Here is a 15,330-nt window from a genome sequence, read left to right as displayed (position 1 = left end):
AAATTAGTATTGTTATTCTTTTTTAAGCCATTTTGTCAGATTTATCCTGTTGGAACATAAATTGAAATGACTCTTATAAATTTAAAAAAATAATTTATGAACTTTAATAATTTTACCATAAAATCTCAAGAAGCGATTCAGAGAGCGCAACAAATTGCTCAAAGTTTTGGCCACCAGCAGATTGAAAACGAGCATATCGTTAAAGCTATTTTTGAAGTTGATGAAAATGTTACTCCGTTCCTGCTTAAAAAGCTGAACGTCAATATACCATTACTTCAGCAAATTTTAGATAGCACTTTGCAATCGTTTCCAAAAGTTTCTGGCGGGGAACTGATACTGTCGCGAGACGCCAACAATTCGCTGATTGAAGCGTCAAATATAGCTAAAAAGATGAATGACGAATTCGTTTCTATCGAACATCTTTTGCTTGCCGTTTTTAATTCGAAAAGTAAGATTGCCCAAATCTTGAAAGATCAAGGCGTTACCAAAAAAGGATTGGAAAGTGCGATTGACGAACTTCGAAAAGGCGAAAGAGTGACTTCTGCTTCTGCGGAAGAAACATATAATTCGCTAAATAAATATGCCAAAAACCTAAACGAATTGGCCCGAAACGGCAAACTCGATCCGGTTATTGGACGCGATGAAGAAATTCGCCGGGTTTTGCAGATTTTAACCCGAAGAACCAAAAACAACCCGATGCTTGTAGGGGAACCTGGTGTTGGGAAAACCGCAATTGCAGAAGGTCTGGCGCATCGAATTGTGGATGGCGACGTTCCAGAGAACTTGAAAGACAAAATCGTTTTCTCATTAGATATGGGTGCGTTGATTGCCGGAGCGAAATACAAAGGGGAATTTGAAGAGCGATTGAAATCGGTTGTAAAGGAAGTGACTTCCGCCGAAGGCGACATCGTTTTGTTCATCGACGAAATCCATACGTTGGTAGGAGCTGGCGGTGGCGAAGGCGCGATGGATGCCGCAAACATCTTGAAACCTGCTTTGGCGCGTGGCGAACTGAGAGCTATTGGCGCGACGACTCTTGACGAATACCAAAAATATTTTGAGAAAGACAAAGCATTAGAAAGACGTTTCCAAAAAGTTTTGGTCGATGAACCCGATACCGAAAGTGCGATTTCTATTTTGCGCGGTATCAAAGAAAAATACGAAACACACCACCAAGTTCGAATTAAAGACGATGCAATTATTGCGGCGGTAGAACTTTCGCAACGCTATATTACCAATCGTTTTCTTCCGGATAAAGCGATTGACTTGATGGACGAAGCGGCTTCAAAACTTCGGATGGAAATCAATTCCAAACCAGAAGAGTTGGATGTTTTAGACAGAAAGATCATGCAGCTTGAAATTGAAATGGAAGCGATCAAACGCGAAAAGGACGAAAACAAGCTGAAAGGTTTAGGTATGGAATTGGCCAACTTAAAAGAAGAACGCAACGAGATTTTTGCTAAATGGAAATCAGAGAAAGATATTGTTGATAATGTGCAGTCGGCTAAATTAGAAATTGAAAATTTTAAAATTGAAGCGGAAAGAGCCGAACGTGACGGCGATTATGGAAAAGTAGCGGAACTTCGCTATGGAAAAATCAAGGAAGCGCAGGAAAAATTAGACCAATTTCAAAAGCAGCTGCAAGAAAACGAAGGCCATTCTTTAATCAAGGAAGAAGTTACCCGAGAAGATATTGCAGAAGTGGTGGCCAAATGGACTGGAATTCCAGTGATGAAAATGCTTCAGGGCGAACGCGAGAAATTGCTTCATTTGGAGGAAGAATTGCACAGAAGAGTGGTTGGCCAGGAAGAAGCCATTGAAGCCGTCAGCGACGCCGTGAGACGAAGCCGTGCCGGTTTGCAAGACATCAAAAAACCAATCGGCTCGTTCTTATTCCTTGGTACGACTGGAGTTGGAAAAACAGAATTGGCAAAAGCATTGGCAACATATTTGTTTGACGATGAAAATGCGATGACTCGAATTGATATGAGCGAATACCAGGAGCGACACAGCGTGAGCCGATTAGTCGGTGCGCCTCCGGGGTATGTGGGCTATGATGAAGGCGGACAGTTGACGGAAGCCGTTCGAAGAAAACCCTATTCCGTGGTTTTGTTAGACGAAATTGAAAAAGCGCATCCTGATACTTTTAATATCTTGCTGCAAGTGCTGGATGAAGGACGCTTGACGGACAACAAAGGGCGTCTGGCTGATTTCAAGAACACGATTATCATCATGACATCCAATATGGGAAGCTCGATAATTCAAGAGAAATTTGAAAACTTAAAAGGCGATCCTGAAAGTACGATTGAAGCGGCGAAAGTCGAAGTCTTGGGCTTATTGAAACAAACCGTTCGTCCTGAGTTTATCAATAGAATTGATGACATCGTGATGTTTACGCCTTTGAACGAAGGAAATATTAAAGAAATTGTGGGCTTGCAATTGAAGTCAATTACGAAGATGTTAGCGCTCCAAAACATTACGCTTGACGCAACTCCAGACGCCATTTCATATCTTTCTAAAAAAGGATTTGATCCGCAGTTTGGCGCAAGGCCTGTAAAAAGAGTGATCCAGAAAGAAGTTTTGAACCAACTTTCTAAAGAAATTCTTTCGAATAAAGTGACCACCGATAGCATTATTTTGCTGGATAGTTTTGACGGGGAATTGGTTTTCAGAAACCAGACCGAATTGGCAAAATAAATAGTTGATTACAGATTGCCCCAAAAACACCAGCAGCAATGTTGGTGTTTTTTTTTATAATTAATGAAACGCGAATTTGGCGGATAATGTAGATTTTCAAGTATTGATTGTTTTCTTGCTTTTTGCTTCTTTTCTTTTTCTTTCTTCTTGGCCAAAAATGTTAATTTTCTCCCTACATATAAGACAATTACGAAGAAATTCAAGTAAATTTAAGTTCAACCAATTTAATAACTAAACTTTAATTATTATGAATTTAAAAAGAATTTTCGGAACGATTCTGACCACGCTCGGAATCATCGGCCTGATTTATGCCGCCTACCTTTTTATAAATGTATCTGGAGGCACGCAAAGCTATAAAATGCTTGCAATTTATGGCGTTTTGGGATTGATTTTCTTTGTTTCTGGCATCGGATTAATAAAAACGACCAAAGACGAATCTTAAACTAAACAAAAGTTAAATGAGTTTTTAGTGTCTTTTGGATTTATTAAATTTAAAGAGCTATAAACCTTAAAACCAATATTTATGGACCACAATCTAATCGTAAAAAACTACATTCAAATTGACGCCTCACCTCAAAAAGTTTGGGATGTTTTAACTGATCCGAGATATATCCGCCAATGGGATAGACTTCCAGAAGATTTTGGTGATGAAGCGGTAAATGCAGCAACAGAAATTGACTTTCCTGGCTATTCAAGACTGAAAGTTTCTGCTTTTGAACCTGGAAAAGTGATTCGCTACTCGATGCACATTTCTGATTTTACATTGCAAGCCATTCCAGATGCGGTTTATTCGTATGAAATCAATGTGGATGAAAATGGAAAAACATGGCTTCGAATTGAAATTGGAGAGTTTGCCGTTTTACTGGAAGATGGAAAATTATATGAAGAGTCAGTCATCTTTGGAAAAACAGCTTCCCAAAAAATAAAAGAGTTAGCAGAACAAGACACCTATTCCCGTTCCGGAATACACTAAAAAAATTGCGCCACAGATTTATTATTAGGATTTTATTTAGAGTTGAATCCTCTTAATTTGATCTGTGGCTTTTTTTATTACAAAATTCACAAAAATGAAAAAGCCTAATCAAAATTTGATTAGGCTTTTTGTATGCAAGGAAGATGGCCGCCTTAGCGGATGCTTCTCTGCAAGTAATATTGTCTGATTGTACGAATATTGTTTTTACTTTTTCTAAAATAATCATGAATACAGATCACATTAATTATCAAAGAAACCAGAAACATTAATACAAAACTTCCCTTCAGTATATAACTTGTCAAATCTGCAGAATTATCTGCAAATCTTCCAGGAAGTGCATAAAGGGACACTGCAAGTCCAACAGCCGAAATGGCAAAGGCAATACGTCTCATATCTATAGTATTAAAATTATACAGCTGCTCTTAAATATTCATATTCAAATTCTTCATGATGGTCATAGGCCACTTCCAGAATATCAATTTCATTGTAAGCCACTTCATCATCAGTATCTTCGATAATGCAGATTCCCAAAATTTCAAAAGGTCTTTCGATCTGCATGTTATTGCTTTCAATATATTCCAAGGCCAATTCGTCAAAATTTTTCGGATGCAAAACAAGCATTACACTATCCGTCAGTGCGTTTTCAATGATAAATTCTTTAATGCTCAATAGTGTGATTAGATTTTTCATAGCCAATGGTTGATTTTGTTATTAATACTAGTGGTTGGTTGTTTTACAAATTTGGCGTTAAATATTTGATTCGCTTCTGTCTGAAGTATTAAATTTTACGCAATTAATTGTTAAAAAAAGGATAAAATAGGCGGTTATTTGATACTTTTTATATAATAAATTTTATGTTTATACAATTACCATTTTTAACAATTCTGGAAATGGATTTTTTAGGGAAAAATCTTTTTTCGCAGTTAGCGTATTTAAATTTTAATCCAGTTGGATATGTGCTTAAATTTTTGGAATATTTGGCAGCTAAGATTGTAAATCCGCTATTTACTTAAAACAAACTTAAAATATTGCGTAAGAATCCTATTTTCTGACTATTTACGCAACCTTTTTAGTATTTTTGCTCTTATTTAGACTAACACTTAAATTTCAGAATACCTATGAAAAATTTTGCATTGAAAACTTTCGCGCTTGTTTTATTTGTTTCAACGCTTTTTGCTTGCAGCAGCGATGATGAAAGCGAAACAATTATTACAAAAAACGAATTAGTTACAGCGGTAACCGGACCAGATACTGCTGCAATCAATGAAGATGTTACTTTTCAAGTATCATTTGATGTAGAAAATTCATGCGGTAATTTTCACCAGTATCTGGAAACTATATCTGGAAATACAAAAACGATTCAAGTTCAAACAAAATATAGAGGAACAAATTGTGGCGCTACCGCTTCAACAAAAACAGAACCTTATACATTTCGATTAAATACGGCGGGAACTTATGTTTTCAAATTTAAATCTAGCGCAACGGCTTTCATTACAAAAACTGTTGTGATTGAATAATTAAACTTTTGAAACGCCAGCAACCAAGCTGGCGTTTTTATTTGATACAATTGTTAACTTTGAAGAAATAATTAAAAATGAACTTTTCAATTTCAAACGGTAATTTAGTTGCAATAATAAACTCAAAAGGCGCTGAATTAAATTCTTTAAAAAAAAACAATACCGAATACATCTGGGAAGGAAATTCAGAGTTTTGGGGAAAGCATGCTCCTATTTTATTTCCAATCGTGGGAACATTAAAAGAAAATAAATATAGTTTTGAATCAAATGAATATTCACTTTCAAGACACGGTTTTGCTAGAGATTTAGAATTTCAGGTTTATGAATCTAATAAAGAGTCAATTACTTTTTCCTTAAAATCTTCAGAAGAAACGTTTAAAAATTATCCGTTTCAATTTGAATTGCGAGTGAGTTACACTTTAAGTGAAACTAATTTAGAAGTCAATTATCAAGTTTTTAATCAAAATGATTTTGAAATGCCTTTTTCAATCGGGGGTCATCCCGCTTTTGCGCTACCAAATAATTTTGAAAACTATTGTTTGAAATTCGACGGCGATCAAATAATCTCCAGCTATTTTTTAAAAGATGATCTTCTTTCAGATGATTTTCAAGAAATTATTTTAGAGAATGATAAATTAAAACTGAACTATACTCTTTTTAAAGACGATGCTTTAATTTTTAAAAATCTAAAATCAAATTCTATCGAAATTGTAGAAAATGATAATCCAATTCTTAAATTCACTTTTGATGACTTTCCGAATTTTGGAATTTGGACAAAAGAAAATGCTCCATTTATTTGCCTCGAACCTTGGTTTGGATATTCTGACACAATTGATGCTTCTGGAAAAATCACCGAAAAACAAGGAATTACAATTCTAGAAAGTAATAAAAATTTCAGTGCTTCATTTTCAATCCAGATTTATTAAAACTTTTAACGCAAGCAAAATATTTAAAACATACATTTGCCTAAATTTTTTTAAATGAAGAAATACCTTGCTTTGCCTATTCTTTTTTTTTCGTCTTTTCTTTATAGCCAAACAACTTTAAAATTCAATGGAGCCAGCGCTTTAGTTGGCGTTCCTAATATTGGTTTTGAAACTAGCATTGGCGAAAAAACCACTTTTCAATTAGATGCGCTTGCCTCTTTTTGGGAATCTGTAAATGATAAACCTTATAAAGTTTTTATAATTACACCTGAGGTTCGATACCACTTTAAAGAAAAATTTAATGGCTTTTATTTAGGAGCAAATGTTTCTGGAGGTACTTTTAAACTACAAAAATATGGTTATGAAGGCACGGGAAGATATCAGAAAGGATATAATGTTATCTTTGGATTAACCGCCGGATACCAGTGGAAACTAAATGATAAGTGGGGTGTGGACATATTTATCGGAGGCGGCCACCAAGAAGCCATTTATAAAGGCTATGAAGCAAATGGGGATAGATACGACACTTGGATTCACGAATGGAATAAAAGTGGTGAAATGGTCCTTTACCGCGGTGGAGTAATGATTACTTACAAAATCAAATAATTTTCAATACATTATTGTGCAATATTGGAGTATATAGTTCGGATAACATATTGTTCTATAAAAGTCTTACAAAAAACATTAAACTATAATACACTTTTCCGCTTCTTTTTCTCAGTACAGATCAAAAAACGAAAAGGAACCGCCTAAGATTAAAAATGATTTGAAGCGAAGGGTTCGGGCATTTCCAGCCATTGCATTTCCCGCTTTCTACAGTAGCTTTTTTAAACCGTAAACGGATTAAAAAAAGGCTGCCGCCAATCGGGGCTATTTTAGGAAGTTTTTGCTATTTTGGAAACTTCGAAAGCGAACGAATATATAAATTTTCAACTTTAGTCCTCGCCCAATCTGTTTTCCTTAAAAAAGTCAGGCTCGATTTAATACTCGGGTTTTCTGTGAAGCATTTGATTTTTATCAATTCTCCCAAAGTATCAAAACCATAAAAAGCCACTAAATCTTCCACTATTTTTTGAAGCGTAATTCCGTGAAGCGGATTATTTTGATGATTGTTTTCCATTTGCCAAAGGTACTAAATTCATAAATTACTCTAAATTAATAACCCTGTCATTTCAAAAAATTGTAATTTAAAGTTATCAATTCGAAAATTATGACACACAATCAGCCACTTAACGCAACCACGCTTTTTTTAATTCGCCACGCCGAAAAGCTCGATGACACAAAAAACACAACCCTTTCCGCCGAAGGTTTTGAGCGAGCCGAATTCTGGAAAAACTATTTTAAAGATACCAAAATTGACTCTTTTTATTCTTCAGGTTTTCAGCGTGCACGACGCACCTGCCAGCCCATGGCTTTTGAGCGTGACCAACAGGTCAATATTTACAAAAACCACCAGATGGATCTAAAAAAAATTATCGAAAAAAAAAAAGGAAAAACCCTTTTGATTGTAGGTCACAGCAACAGAATTCCTACTTTTATAAACACCCTCTTGGGACAGGAAAAATATCCAGAAATAACCGAACCGGAATTTGGAAATCTTTATATTATTAAGGAAATTGACGGCGAAATTAGCAGTCAATTAATCGTTCCAAAAAAAGAAGAAAATGCTTCAGTTTAACTTTGCTCCTTTTCCCGTTTTAGAAACCGAAAATTTAATTTTAAGACAGATCAGTCAAAATGACGATCACGAAGTTATTGCGTTACGTTCCAATCCTGAAACGATGAAATTTATACCAAGACCTTTGGCAGAAACCATTGAAGATGCTCAAAAATTCATCACGGATTGCAACGCGTCCATCGAAAAAAACGACTTGATCAATTGGGCTATTACGTCTAAAAAAGAAGATAAATTAATAGGAATGATTGGCTTTTTCAGAATGCAACCTGAAAATTTCAGGCGAAGTTGGTTATATCTTAAATCCTAATTTCCACGGAAAAGGAATTATGAAAGAAGCTTTAGACAAAGCATTGCAATTTGGCTTTCGAACTTTAAATTTTCATTCGATCGAAGCAGTAATTGATCCGAAAAATACCGCTTCTGAAAATCTCTTGGTAAAAGCAAATTTCAAAAAAGAAGCACATTTCAAGGAAAACTTCTTTTATAACAATGAATTTTTAGACACCATAATTTATTCCCTATTGAAAAAATAAAAAAGACCGCTTTAAAAAACGGTCTTTTCCAAACTAAAATTATAAATACTACAACCTAAAATTTCATTCCGATGCCCAATCCAATCAACCATGGATTTATTTTTACATCGGCCGGAATGCTTAAATCTGGAGCCAAATTTGAAGCGTCAACCGTCACATCCGGATTCAAAAAAAGTTTTTTGACATCAGCATTGATAAAAAATGTATCGTCAAACATCAAGTCAAACCCGACTTGAAAAGCATATCCAAAGGTGTTTTTGTAATCAATTCCCTGAACAACGCTTCCTGCTTTTTCATTATAAAAAATCGTATAATTCACGCCCGCACCCACATAAGGATTAAAAACCTTGTCAGGAAAAAAGTGATATTGAACCGTTAAAGTGGGAGGCAAAAGATATACGCTTCCCAAATCAACATTTGCAGAAGTCGGCCCGCCGACAGCAGAAATATCAGAACCCACGGTATTAACTTCGTGTTTTGTGGTTCCCAAAATTAATTCGGCAGAAATATTTTTTGTAAAAAAATAAGTAATATCAAGTTCTGGAATCAAGGTATTTGAAATATTCACATCACCGCCGATTACGCCAATTTTAGCACTTTCATCAGGAACTACGCCCACACCGCGAACTCTAACTTGCCATTTTTTAAAATCTTCTGTTTTATTTTCTTCTTGGGCATTGGCAAAATTTGCTGTCAAAAAAGACATCGCCATAAAGGCATACACTATTTTTTTCATTTGTCTTGGTTTTAATTATACCCCAAAATTAGCACGTAAAATCCGCTGAAAAACTGACAAAAATCATTGTTTTAAGTTTTTTTAGAGCAGATTTTTTTTACCTATATTGTTGTTTCACTATATTGTCATTACATTTGCAATCCTATGCTGAAAACGATAAATATATTAAACAAAAGAGCGCGCTTTGATTATGAAATAATCGAGAAATATACCGCTGGAATTGTCTTGACCGGAACTGAAATCAAATCGATTCGTTTGGGCAAAGCCAATATCACTGAAAGTTTTTGCGAGTTTAACGAAAGTAATGAGCTTTTTGCGATCAATATGTATATTGAAGAATATGCTTTTGGAAACCAATTTAACCACAAAGCCAGAAGCGAAAGGAAACTTCTGCTGAATAAAAGGGAATTAAAAACGCTTTCAAAAAGCGTCCAGGCCAAAGGATTGACCATTGTTCCGCTGAAACTTTTTACCAATGAAAAAGGAATGGCAAAACTGGACATCGGATTGGCAAAAGGTAAAAAAACCTATGACAAGCGAGAATCGTTAAAAGAACAAGATACAAAAAGAGATTTAGACCGAATTAAAAAATCATTTTAAATAAAAAAATCCCGCAATTGCGGGATTTTTTGTGTGCTTCTGTTTTAGTTATTTGAAACCTACAATCTGTTTTTCAATTTCAATAACATCTTCTACATATTTCTTAAAATCTAAATATTCTTCTTTGGAAATATCTTTCCAAGGAAGCGTTACTTTTCTAAAGATCTTCAAGGTATTTGGTTTAATCAATTCAAAAGAAATTGCATAATTGTGGTCTTTGTAATTCAAATTTTTAGTTTCTGGAATTTCAGAAAACTTTTTCCCTTCCGGAATATTCAAAATAATTTCTGAATTATATTCTTTACAGTTTTCATATTTTGCATAAAAAATATCATAGCTTCTAGCGTTTTCCTCAATAATGTTTCGAGTATAAACTTTGTCTAAAAAAGGAATACTTGAAATCTTTAAACTTCCAACACTCTGCAGTCTTTCTGGAACAGAAAATTCAGATTGAAAAACAATTTCATCAGAATAAAAGTCGTTTGTTATCACTTTTGCCGACTTAAATAATATGTTTGAAGCCAATTTTGAATTGTAATCATCTTCAAATTCTTTCTTTCTGACATCTTCGGTTATTGAATTTGAAAACAATTCATTGTAATAAGCTTTTAAAAACCCGTGTACTTGAGAAGTTACTTTGTACTGTTTTGAATTATCATCAATTGTAACCTCCATCTTATTTGAACTCACATTTCTTAAAGCGTTATCAACCGGAATGCTAATCAATTTTGCTTTTTCATTTTCAAATCTATCGAAAGAAATGACCAATGCACTGGCGTTAACCAAACTCATTGGCATCGCGTTAAAAGGCAAATATTTGTCCGTCAATTCAAGGAAATGATCTTTCCCGTTTAAATCCAGTTTTACAATACAATGATTAAAATTTACGCTTGGTAATTTGACGCTTTTCAAACCATTATCTGCTGTTAAAACCAAAACTAAATTTGATTTTAAACCCGCTAAATCAGCCAAAGCTACAAAAAGCGTTGACACATCTTTGCAATCGCCTAACTTGGTTGTAATCGTTTTTGAGGGCTTTTGAGGCACATAGCCACTTTGTCTAAAATCTAAAGAACTGTAAGTAATATTGTCCTCAATATATTTGTAAATTCTTTTGGCTTTATCATCTTGCGAAAGATTTGCAACACCTTCAGGAAAAATTCCGTTAAAAGTGTTTGTAGTAACTTTATCGGCTTTCAAAGTCTTTTTCACCAAATCAGCGTACCAATTTGCAATTTCTTTCCAAGATTTAATTGTTCCAATTCGAACCACATTCCTTAAGTCATCATAATAAGCAGAATAACTATCAAGCAAAGCCAATGAAGCTGTGTTTGATTTTTTCCAAGATTTATATGTTTTGTTGTTTATTTTTTTAGTGGTAGTAGGAATTTCTCCATTGCTATAATCAACATTAAATGCGACATCATTTGGGTAAATAATTCCAAAAACCGCTTCTACTATTGGATACGTTCCATTAAAAGCATAGGAAAAATTAAAATCTTTGTAGAATCTTCCGGTAGAATTATCGTACGATTCATAATCAAGATAAATAACATCGCCCACTTTCAAATTTGTAAAAACTAATTTACTTCCGCCATTTTCTGCAGGAACAATCGAACCATCTACCTTAACGATTTCAGATTTCAGCAATGAAATTCCGTATGAATTCAAATTATATTCCTTTAATTCTTCAATTCCATTTTCGGCTGTAATCTCATAAACCATTGTTACTTTTGACTTGCGTCCGCCTTCTGGTAAAATATTTATAATATATTCATCCAAAAGAACATTCACCCCATAATCACTTTTTAGCTTCGAATTTCTTTTTTCTTTTATGAATTTATAAACGTCAGCAGTTTTCACTAAATCAATTTCATCAGGAACTTTTGTTACATCATAAAGCGTTTTTCTCAAACGTGAATTTGACGAATAATGTGAAAGAGATTGTCTGAAATATTTTTCAGCTTCTTTCAAATTTCCCTTTAAATTATAAACCATTCCTTTTTTTTCCATCAAATCAAAAGAAAATGGAAATTGCGCAAGACATTTGTCAATTTCTGACAACGCTTCATCGTATTTTTTCTCTTCGATTAAAATATTAATGTACTCAATTGCCAAACTGTTGTTGTAAGGAAATCTGTTTTTTCTTTCAAAAACCATTTCTTTTACTTCTTCTTTCTTATTTGCAGCTTTGTAATATCGGGTCAATTGATTGAAAGCAGAAAAATTTTCAGATTGATTGTAAAGATTTTCAAGCAACGAAATTGTTTTTGCTTTGTCTTTTTCTAAAGAATCATACAATGGAGAAAATGACGTAATAAAAAATTCACTATTATTTGAATTCGCAATCATCTCGTCAATCTTGGCAATCATAACTTGAAGATTGTTATTTCGAGCGGCAATCATAAAGTCTAACAAATAGGTAATTGTGGTTGAAGGTAGTTTTTTAGATTTTTCTCTAAGCTGTTCAATTTGTTCCACACTTGCTGCACGCATCCAATCATCATCTTGAATTTTTAGCAACAAATTATAATAATATTCTGGATCTTGTATTTCGAGATTTTTTGTAATCTCATTGCTTTTAGCATCATCCCCTTTTATGGCAAAATAACTAGCCAAATTTGCTTTAATCATCGATGAATTTGGATATTTTTTATCTAAATCTTCAATTACATCATCACTTAATTCCAGCTTTTTATTATGCATAAATGTTTGGAATAATAAAAACTTATAGAGTGGATGATCGGGATTTTTAGCAATCTTTTCAGTCAAATATTCCTCTTGAACCGTCTTAAATTCAACTGGATTAATTTGTTCTAAACTAGATTTTTGATATTCTTTAAAGTTTTTATTGTAACTAAGATTGGTTATTTTTTTACCTTCCAAATCAGTGATTGAGATTATAAAATAGTCGTTTCCGTTTGTCACAGAAGATTTTACTAGCAACCGATTCATTCCTTTTGGGAGATTCACTTTTAACTTAAATGCTTCTTGATCCGATTGATAAATTAAATTATTGGAGTAAATTTCGGTATCATTTAAAAATAATTTTATAGACGAACCAGATCCAAAACTTAAGAAAACTTCACGCTGTTCTGGATTATCAATGAAGGTTTGTGAATACATAATTCCGTGTCCATATTCTCCTTCATTTTGAAATATTTGATAAACTTCATTAGAAGGGATTGCAGGATTATACCATCCTACTTTTCCATTACTATTGGCATCAAAAAGCTTATCATTCTTCGGATAGTACTCTGGTTCATATTCTATATCAAGTCCGCTGTCGTTCAAATTTTCGAAAACACCACAAAATTGCCACGCAGTAATTGCGTTGATTTCATTAATTTCTTCAGTAAAACCAATTGTATTTTTACGATTTCTATCTGCAGTTGCTTTATGATAAATAATAGTAGAATTATCTTTCAAGAAGGGTTCTTGGCTAAGAAAATCAATCTTTTTGTAAGTGTAATTATTGTATCCTAAAGTTGAGATGTCATCTACCAAGAGAGGCGATTTCAACAATGGTAAAAAATAATATTTGCTTTCAGGAAACTTGGCAAATTTAATAGCGAAACTCTCGTCGAATTCAGTTTTCCCAGATTCGATGTGAATTAATGCATCCAAAATCAAATAGTCAATATTTTTGTCTATTTGGGATTTTAAATCTTTGTCGAATAATTTTCTGGCTTCAGCTCTTTTGTTTGCTAATAATAAATCCCAAACCTTTTTTTCAGAATTTTGTGCGAATGCTACAATAGAAAGCAATAAACAGAACAATAAAGTAATTTTTTTCACAATATAAATAGTTTAGGCGATAAATATAGCGAAAAATCTTATTCTAGTTTTTATTTTCTAGCAAAGGCACAAATCGAAACTCTCCAAACTCGTGTTTTTCAAATTGCGTTTCATTTTTACGGATCAGCATGGTCATAATTTGATGCTCTTCGCCAAGCGGAATTACCAACCTTCCTCCTATTTTCAGCTGTGCCATCAAAGGTTTTGGAATAATTGGAGCTCCGGCCGTTACAATGATGCTGTCAAACGGAGCATAATTGGGAAGTCCTTTGTATCCGTCTCCAAAAGTTAATAATTTCGGGCGAATTCCTAATTTAGGCAGTAATAATGAAGTCGTTTTAAACAATTCGTTTTGTCTTTCCACGCTATAAACCTTCGCTCCCATCGTACATAAAACAGCCGTTTGGTATCCCGAACCGGTTCCGATTTCTAAAATTTTATGTTCCTTTTCAACTTCCAATAACTGCGATTGAAAAGCGACAGTATAAGGTTGCGAGATAGTTTGCCCAGCTCCAATCGGAAAAGCCTTGTCTTGATAGGCGTAATCTTCAAAACTGGAGTTCAAAAACAAGTGTCTTGGAATTTTTCTGATCGCTTCCAATACATTTTTATCCGTAATCCCTTTCTGTTCTAAAACGGTTACTAATTGATTGCGAAGTCCTTGATGTTTGCCAGTATCTTTCAAAATTGGGAGTAATTATTTTTGGTAAAAATAGGCAAAGAAAAGTCGAAAGTCAAACCTAAAGTTGAAAGTTTAAGCAATGCCAAAAAATTCTTTTAGCCTGCGACTTTATGGCATTCAACTTATGTACTTTAAACAATTAATGCTATTTTTGTGGAAAATACATTTATATGCTAAAAGTTGGAGTATTAGGTGCCGGACATCTAGGAAAAATTCATTTGCGTTTATTACAACAATCTGAGAAATACGAATTAGTTGGCTTTTATGACCCAAATCAGGAGAATGCCGAAAAAGTAGCCAAGGAATTTGGGTATACAAAATTCGATACTATTGCCAAATTAATTCACGCTGTTGACGTCGTGGACATTGTAACTCCTACGCTTTCACACTATAAATGTGCTAAAGTTGCAATCAAATCAGGCAAACATATATTTCTTGAAAAACCCATTTCAAATACGGTTGAAGAAGCAGAAGAAATTATCGCTTTAGCGAAAGAATATAATATAAAAGGACAAGTTGGTCACGTAGAAAGATTCAACCCGGCGTTTAAATCGGTGAAAAATGACATCATAAATCCGATGTTCATTGAAACGCACCGATTGGCAGAATTCAACCCTCGCGGTACCGATGTTCCTGTGGTTTTAGATTTGATGATTCACGATATCGATGCTATTCTGAGCGTTGTAAAATCAAAAGTGACTAACATTCACGCAAGTGGTGTTTCGGTAATTTCGGACACTCCAGACATTGCAAATGCTCGAATTGAGTTCGAAAACGGCTGTGTTGCGAATTTGACTTCAAGCCGAATTTCCTTAAAAAACATGCGTAAATCACGCTTCTTCCAAAAAGACGCTTATATCTCAGTCGATTTCCTAGAAAAGAAATGCGAAGTCGTGAAAATGAAAGACGCTCCAGAAACGCCAGGTGATTTTGACATGATTTTGCAAAACGCCGAAGGTGTAAAAAAGCAAATCTATTTTGACAATCCAGATGTGGAAAACAACAACGCTATTTTGGACGAATTGGAAACTTTTGCTGATGCCATCAACAATAATACAACGCCAATCGTGACTTTAGAAGACGGAACGGATGCTTTGAGAGTGGCGTATCAAATTATAGATTGCTTCAAGAAGTAAATTTAATCTTACGGGAATTACGTTTCATTAAGTCTTTACTTTCCTTAATCTCTT

General features: G+C 34.1%; 17 protein-coding genes. 11 read left to right on the top strand and 6 right to left on the bottom strand.

Features of this window, described 5'->3' with window-relative positions; translation table 11 throughout:
- The first annotated feature begins 96 nt into the window (after window positions 1–96).
- The 3 genes from clpB to EG849_RS11270 all read left to right on the top strand — a co-directional run bounded on the left by clpB (window position 97) and on the right by EG849_RS11270 (window position 3,670).
- Window positions 97–2,697, top strand: a complete 2,601-nt coding sequence (gene clpB / locus EG849_RS11280; RefSeq protein WP_125013188.1) for an ATP-dependent chaperone ClpB — start codon at window positions 97–99, stop codon at window positions 2,695–2,697.
- Window positions 2,698–2,944: 247 nt separating this feature from the next.
- Entirely contained in the window at window positions 2,945–3,139 is a 195-nt protein-coding gene (locus EG849_RS11275) for a hypothetical protein (protein WP_125013187.1), read from the top strand.
- Between the two features lie 81 nt (window positions 3,140–3,220).
- Complete coding sequence (locus EG849_RS11270) at window positions 3,221–3,670, top strand: SRPBCC family protein (protein WP_125013186.1); 450 nt, start codon at window positions 3,221–3,223, stop codon at window positions 3,668–3,670.
- A 152-nt stretch (window positions 3,671–3,822) separates the two neighbouring features.
- Here EG849_RS11270 and EG849_RS11265 read toward each other — a convergent pair whose 3' ends face one another.
- Window positions 3,823–4,062 (bottom strand): hypothetical protein, encoded by a 240-nt coding sequence (locus EG849_RS11265; RefSeq protein ID WP_125013185.1) that lies wholly within the window; start codon window positions 4,060–4,062, stop codon window positions 3,823–3,825.
- A gap of 16 nt (window positions 4,063–4,078) precedes the next feature.
- Window positions 4,079–4,360: a BRCT domain-containing protein gene (locus tag EG849_RS11260; protein WP_125013184.1), complete on the bottom strand. Its 282-nt coding sequence runs from the start codon at window positions 4,358–4,360 to the stop codon at window positions 4,079–4,081.
- A gap of 428 nt (window positions 4,361–4,788) precedes the next feature.
- Here EG849_RS11260 and EG849_RS11255 point away from each other — a divergent pair, with 428 nt between their 5' ends.
- The 3 genes from EG849_RS11255 to EG849_RS11245 all read left to right on the top strand — a co-directional run bounded on the left by EG849_RS11255 (window position 4,789) and on the right by EG849_RS11245 (window position 6,719).
- Window positions 4,789–5,187, top strand: coding sequence for a hypothetical protein (locus tag EG849_RS11255; protein ID WP_125013183.1), 399 nt, complete (start codon window positions 4,789–4,791; stop codon window positions 5,185–5,187).
- Window positions 5,188–5,264: 77 nt separating this feature from the next.
- A complete protein-coding gene (locus tag EG849_RS11250; RefSeq protein WP_125013182.1) occupies window positions 5,265–6,113 on the top strand; it encodes an aldose 1-epimerase family protein in 849 nt (282 codons plus the stop codon).
- Window positions 6,114–6,167: 54 nt separating this feature from the next.
- The gene (locus EG849_RS11245) at window positions 6,168–6,719 is read left to right on the top strand and encodes a DUF3575 domain-containing protein (RefSeq protein WP_125013181.1); all 552 of its coding nucleotides are present in this window, start codon (window positions 6,168–6,170) and stop codon (window positions 6,717–6,719) included.
- A 283-nt stretch (window positions 6,720–7,002) separates the two neighbouring features.
- Here the strand turns inward: EG849_RS11245 and EG849_RS11240 are convergent, their stop codons facing one another.
- Window positions 7,003–7,233, bottom strand: a complete 231-nt coding sequence (locus tag EG849_RS11240) for a VF530 family protein (RefSeq protein ID WP_125013180.1) — start codon at window positions 7,231–7,233, stop codon at window positions 7,003–7,005.
- A gap of 90 nt (window positions 7,234–7,323) precedes the next feature.
- Here EG849_RS11240 and EG849_RS11235 point away from each other — a divergent pair, with 90 nt between their 5' ends.
- The 3 genes from EG849_RS11235 to EG849_RS16035 are packed head-to-tail and all read left to right on the top strand — an operon-like array spanning window position 7,324 to window position 8,324.
- Window positions 7,324–7,791, top strand: a complete 468-nt coding sequence (locus tag EG849_RS11235; RefSeq protein ID WP_125013179.1) for a phosphoglycerate mutase family protein — start codon at window positions 7,324–7,326, stop codon at window positions 7,789–7,791.
- A complete protein-coding gene (locus EG849_RS16040) occupies window positions 7,778–8,098 on the top strand; it encodes a GNAT family N-acetyltransferase (protein WP_317125205.1) in 321 nt (106 codons plus the stop codon). Before EG849_RS11235 ends, EG849_RS16040 begins: the two co-directional genes overlap by 14 nt.
- The gene (locus EG849_RS16035; RefSeq protein ID WP_317125204.1) at window positions 8,037–8,324 is read left to right on the top strand and encodes a GNAT family N-acetyltransferase; all 288 of its coding nucleotides are present in this window, start codon (window positions 8,037–8,039) and stop codon (window positions 8,322–8,324) included. Before EG849_RS16040 ends, EG849_RS16035 begins: the two co-directional genes overlap by 62 nt.
- Before the next feature lie 55 nt (window positions 8,325–8,379).
- On the opposite strand, the gene EG849_RS11225 is transcribed toward EG849_RS16035, so the two are convergent.
- The gene (locus EG849_RS11225) at window positions 8,380–9,060 is read right to left on the bottom strand and encodes an OmpW/AlkL family protein (RefSeq protein WP_125013178.1); all 681 of its coding nucleotides are present in this window, start codon (window positions 9,058–9,060) and stop codon (window positions 8,380–8,382) included.
- A 144-nt stretch (window positions 9,061–9,204) separates the two neighbouring features.
- Here EG849_RS11225 and smpB point away from each other — a divergent pair, with 144 nt between their 5' ends.
- Window positions 9,205–9,660 (top strand): SsrA-binding protein SmpB, encoded by a 456-nt coding sequence (smpB, locus tag EG849_RS11220; RefSeq protein ID WP_125013177.1) that lies wholly within the window; start codon window positions 9,205–9,207, stop codon window positions 9,658–9,660.
- A gap of 48 nt (window positions 9,661–9,708) precedes the next feature.
- On the opposite strand, the gene EG849_RS11215 is transcribed toward smpB, so the two are convergent.
- Together EG849_RS11215 and EG849_RS11210 are read right to left on the bottom strand one after the other, a co-directional pair.
- Window positions 9,709–13,458 (bottom strand): transglutaminase domain-containing protein, encoded by a 3,750-nt coding sequence (locus EG849_RS11215; protein ID WP_125013176.1) that lies wholly within the window; start codon window positions 13,456–13,458, stop codon window positions 9,709–9,711.
- Window positions 13,459–13,501: 43 nt separating this feature from the next.
- Window positions 13,502–14,143 carry a protein-L-isoaspartate(D-aspartate) O-methyltransferase gene (locus EG849_RS11210; protein ID WP_125013175.1) on the bottom strand — a complete coding sequence of 214 codons (642 nt, stop codon included), beginning with the start codon at window positions 14,141–14,143 and terminating at the stop codon, window positions 13,502–13,504.
- A gap of 167 nt (window positions 14,144–14,310) precedes the next feature.
- On the opposite strand from EG849_RS11210, the gene EG849_RS11205 reads away from it, so the two are divergent.
- Window positions 14,311–15,276 (top strand): Gfo/Idh/MocA family protein, encoded by a 966-nt coding sequence (locus tag EG849_RS11205; protein ID WP_125013174.1) that lies wholly within the window; start codon window positions 14,311–14,313, stop codon window positions 15,274–15,276.
- Window positions 15,277–15,330 lie beyond the last annotated feature (54 nt).

It is taken from the genome of Flavobacterium macacae (assembly GCF_003865365.1).
GTDB classification, from domain to species: domain Bacteria; phylum Bacteroidota; class Bacteroidia; order Flavobacteriales; family Flavobacteriaceae; genus Flavobacterium; species Flavobacterium macacae.
The sequence above is the reverse complement of the archived record's forward strand: the minus strand, read 5'-3'. Positions and strand labels throughout refer to the sequence as shown.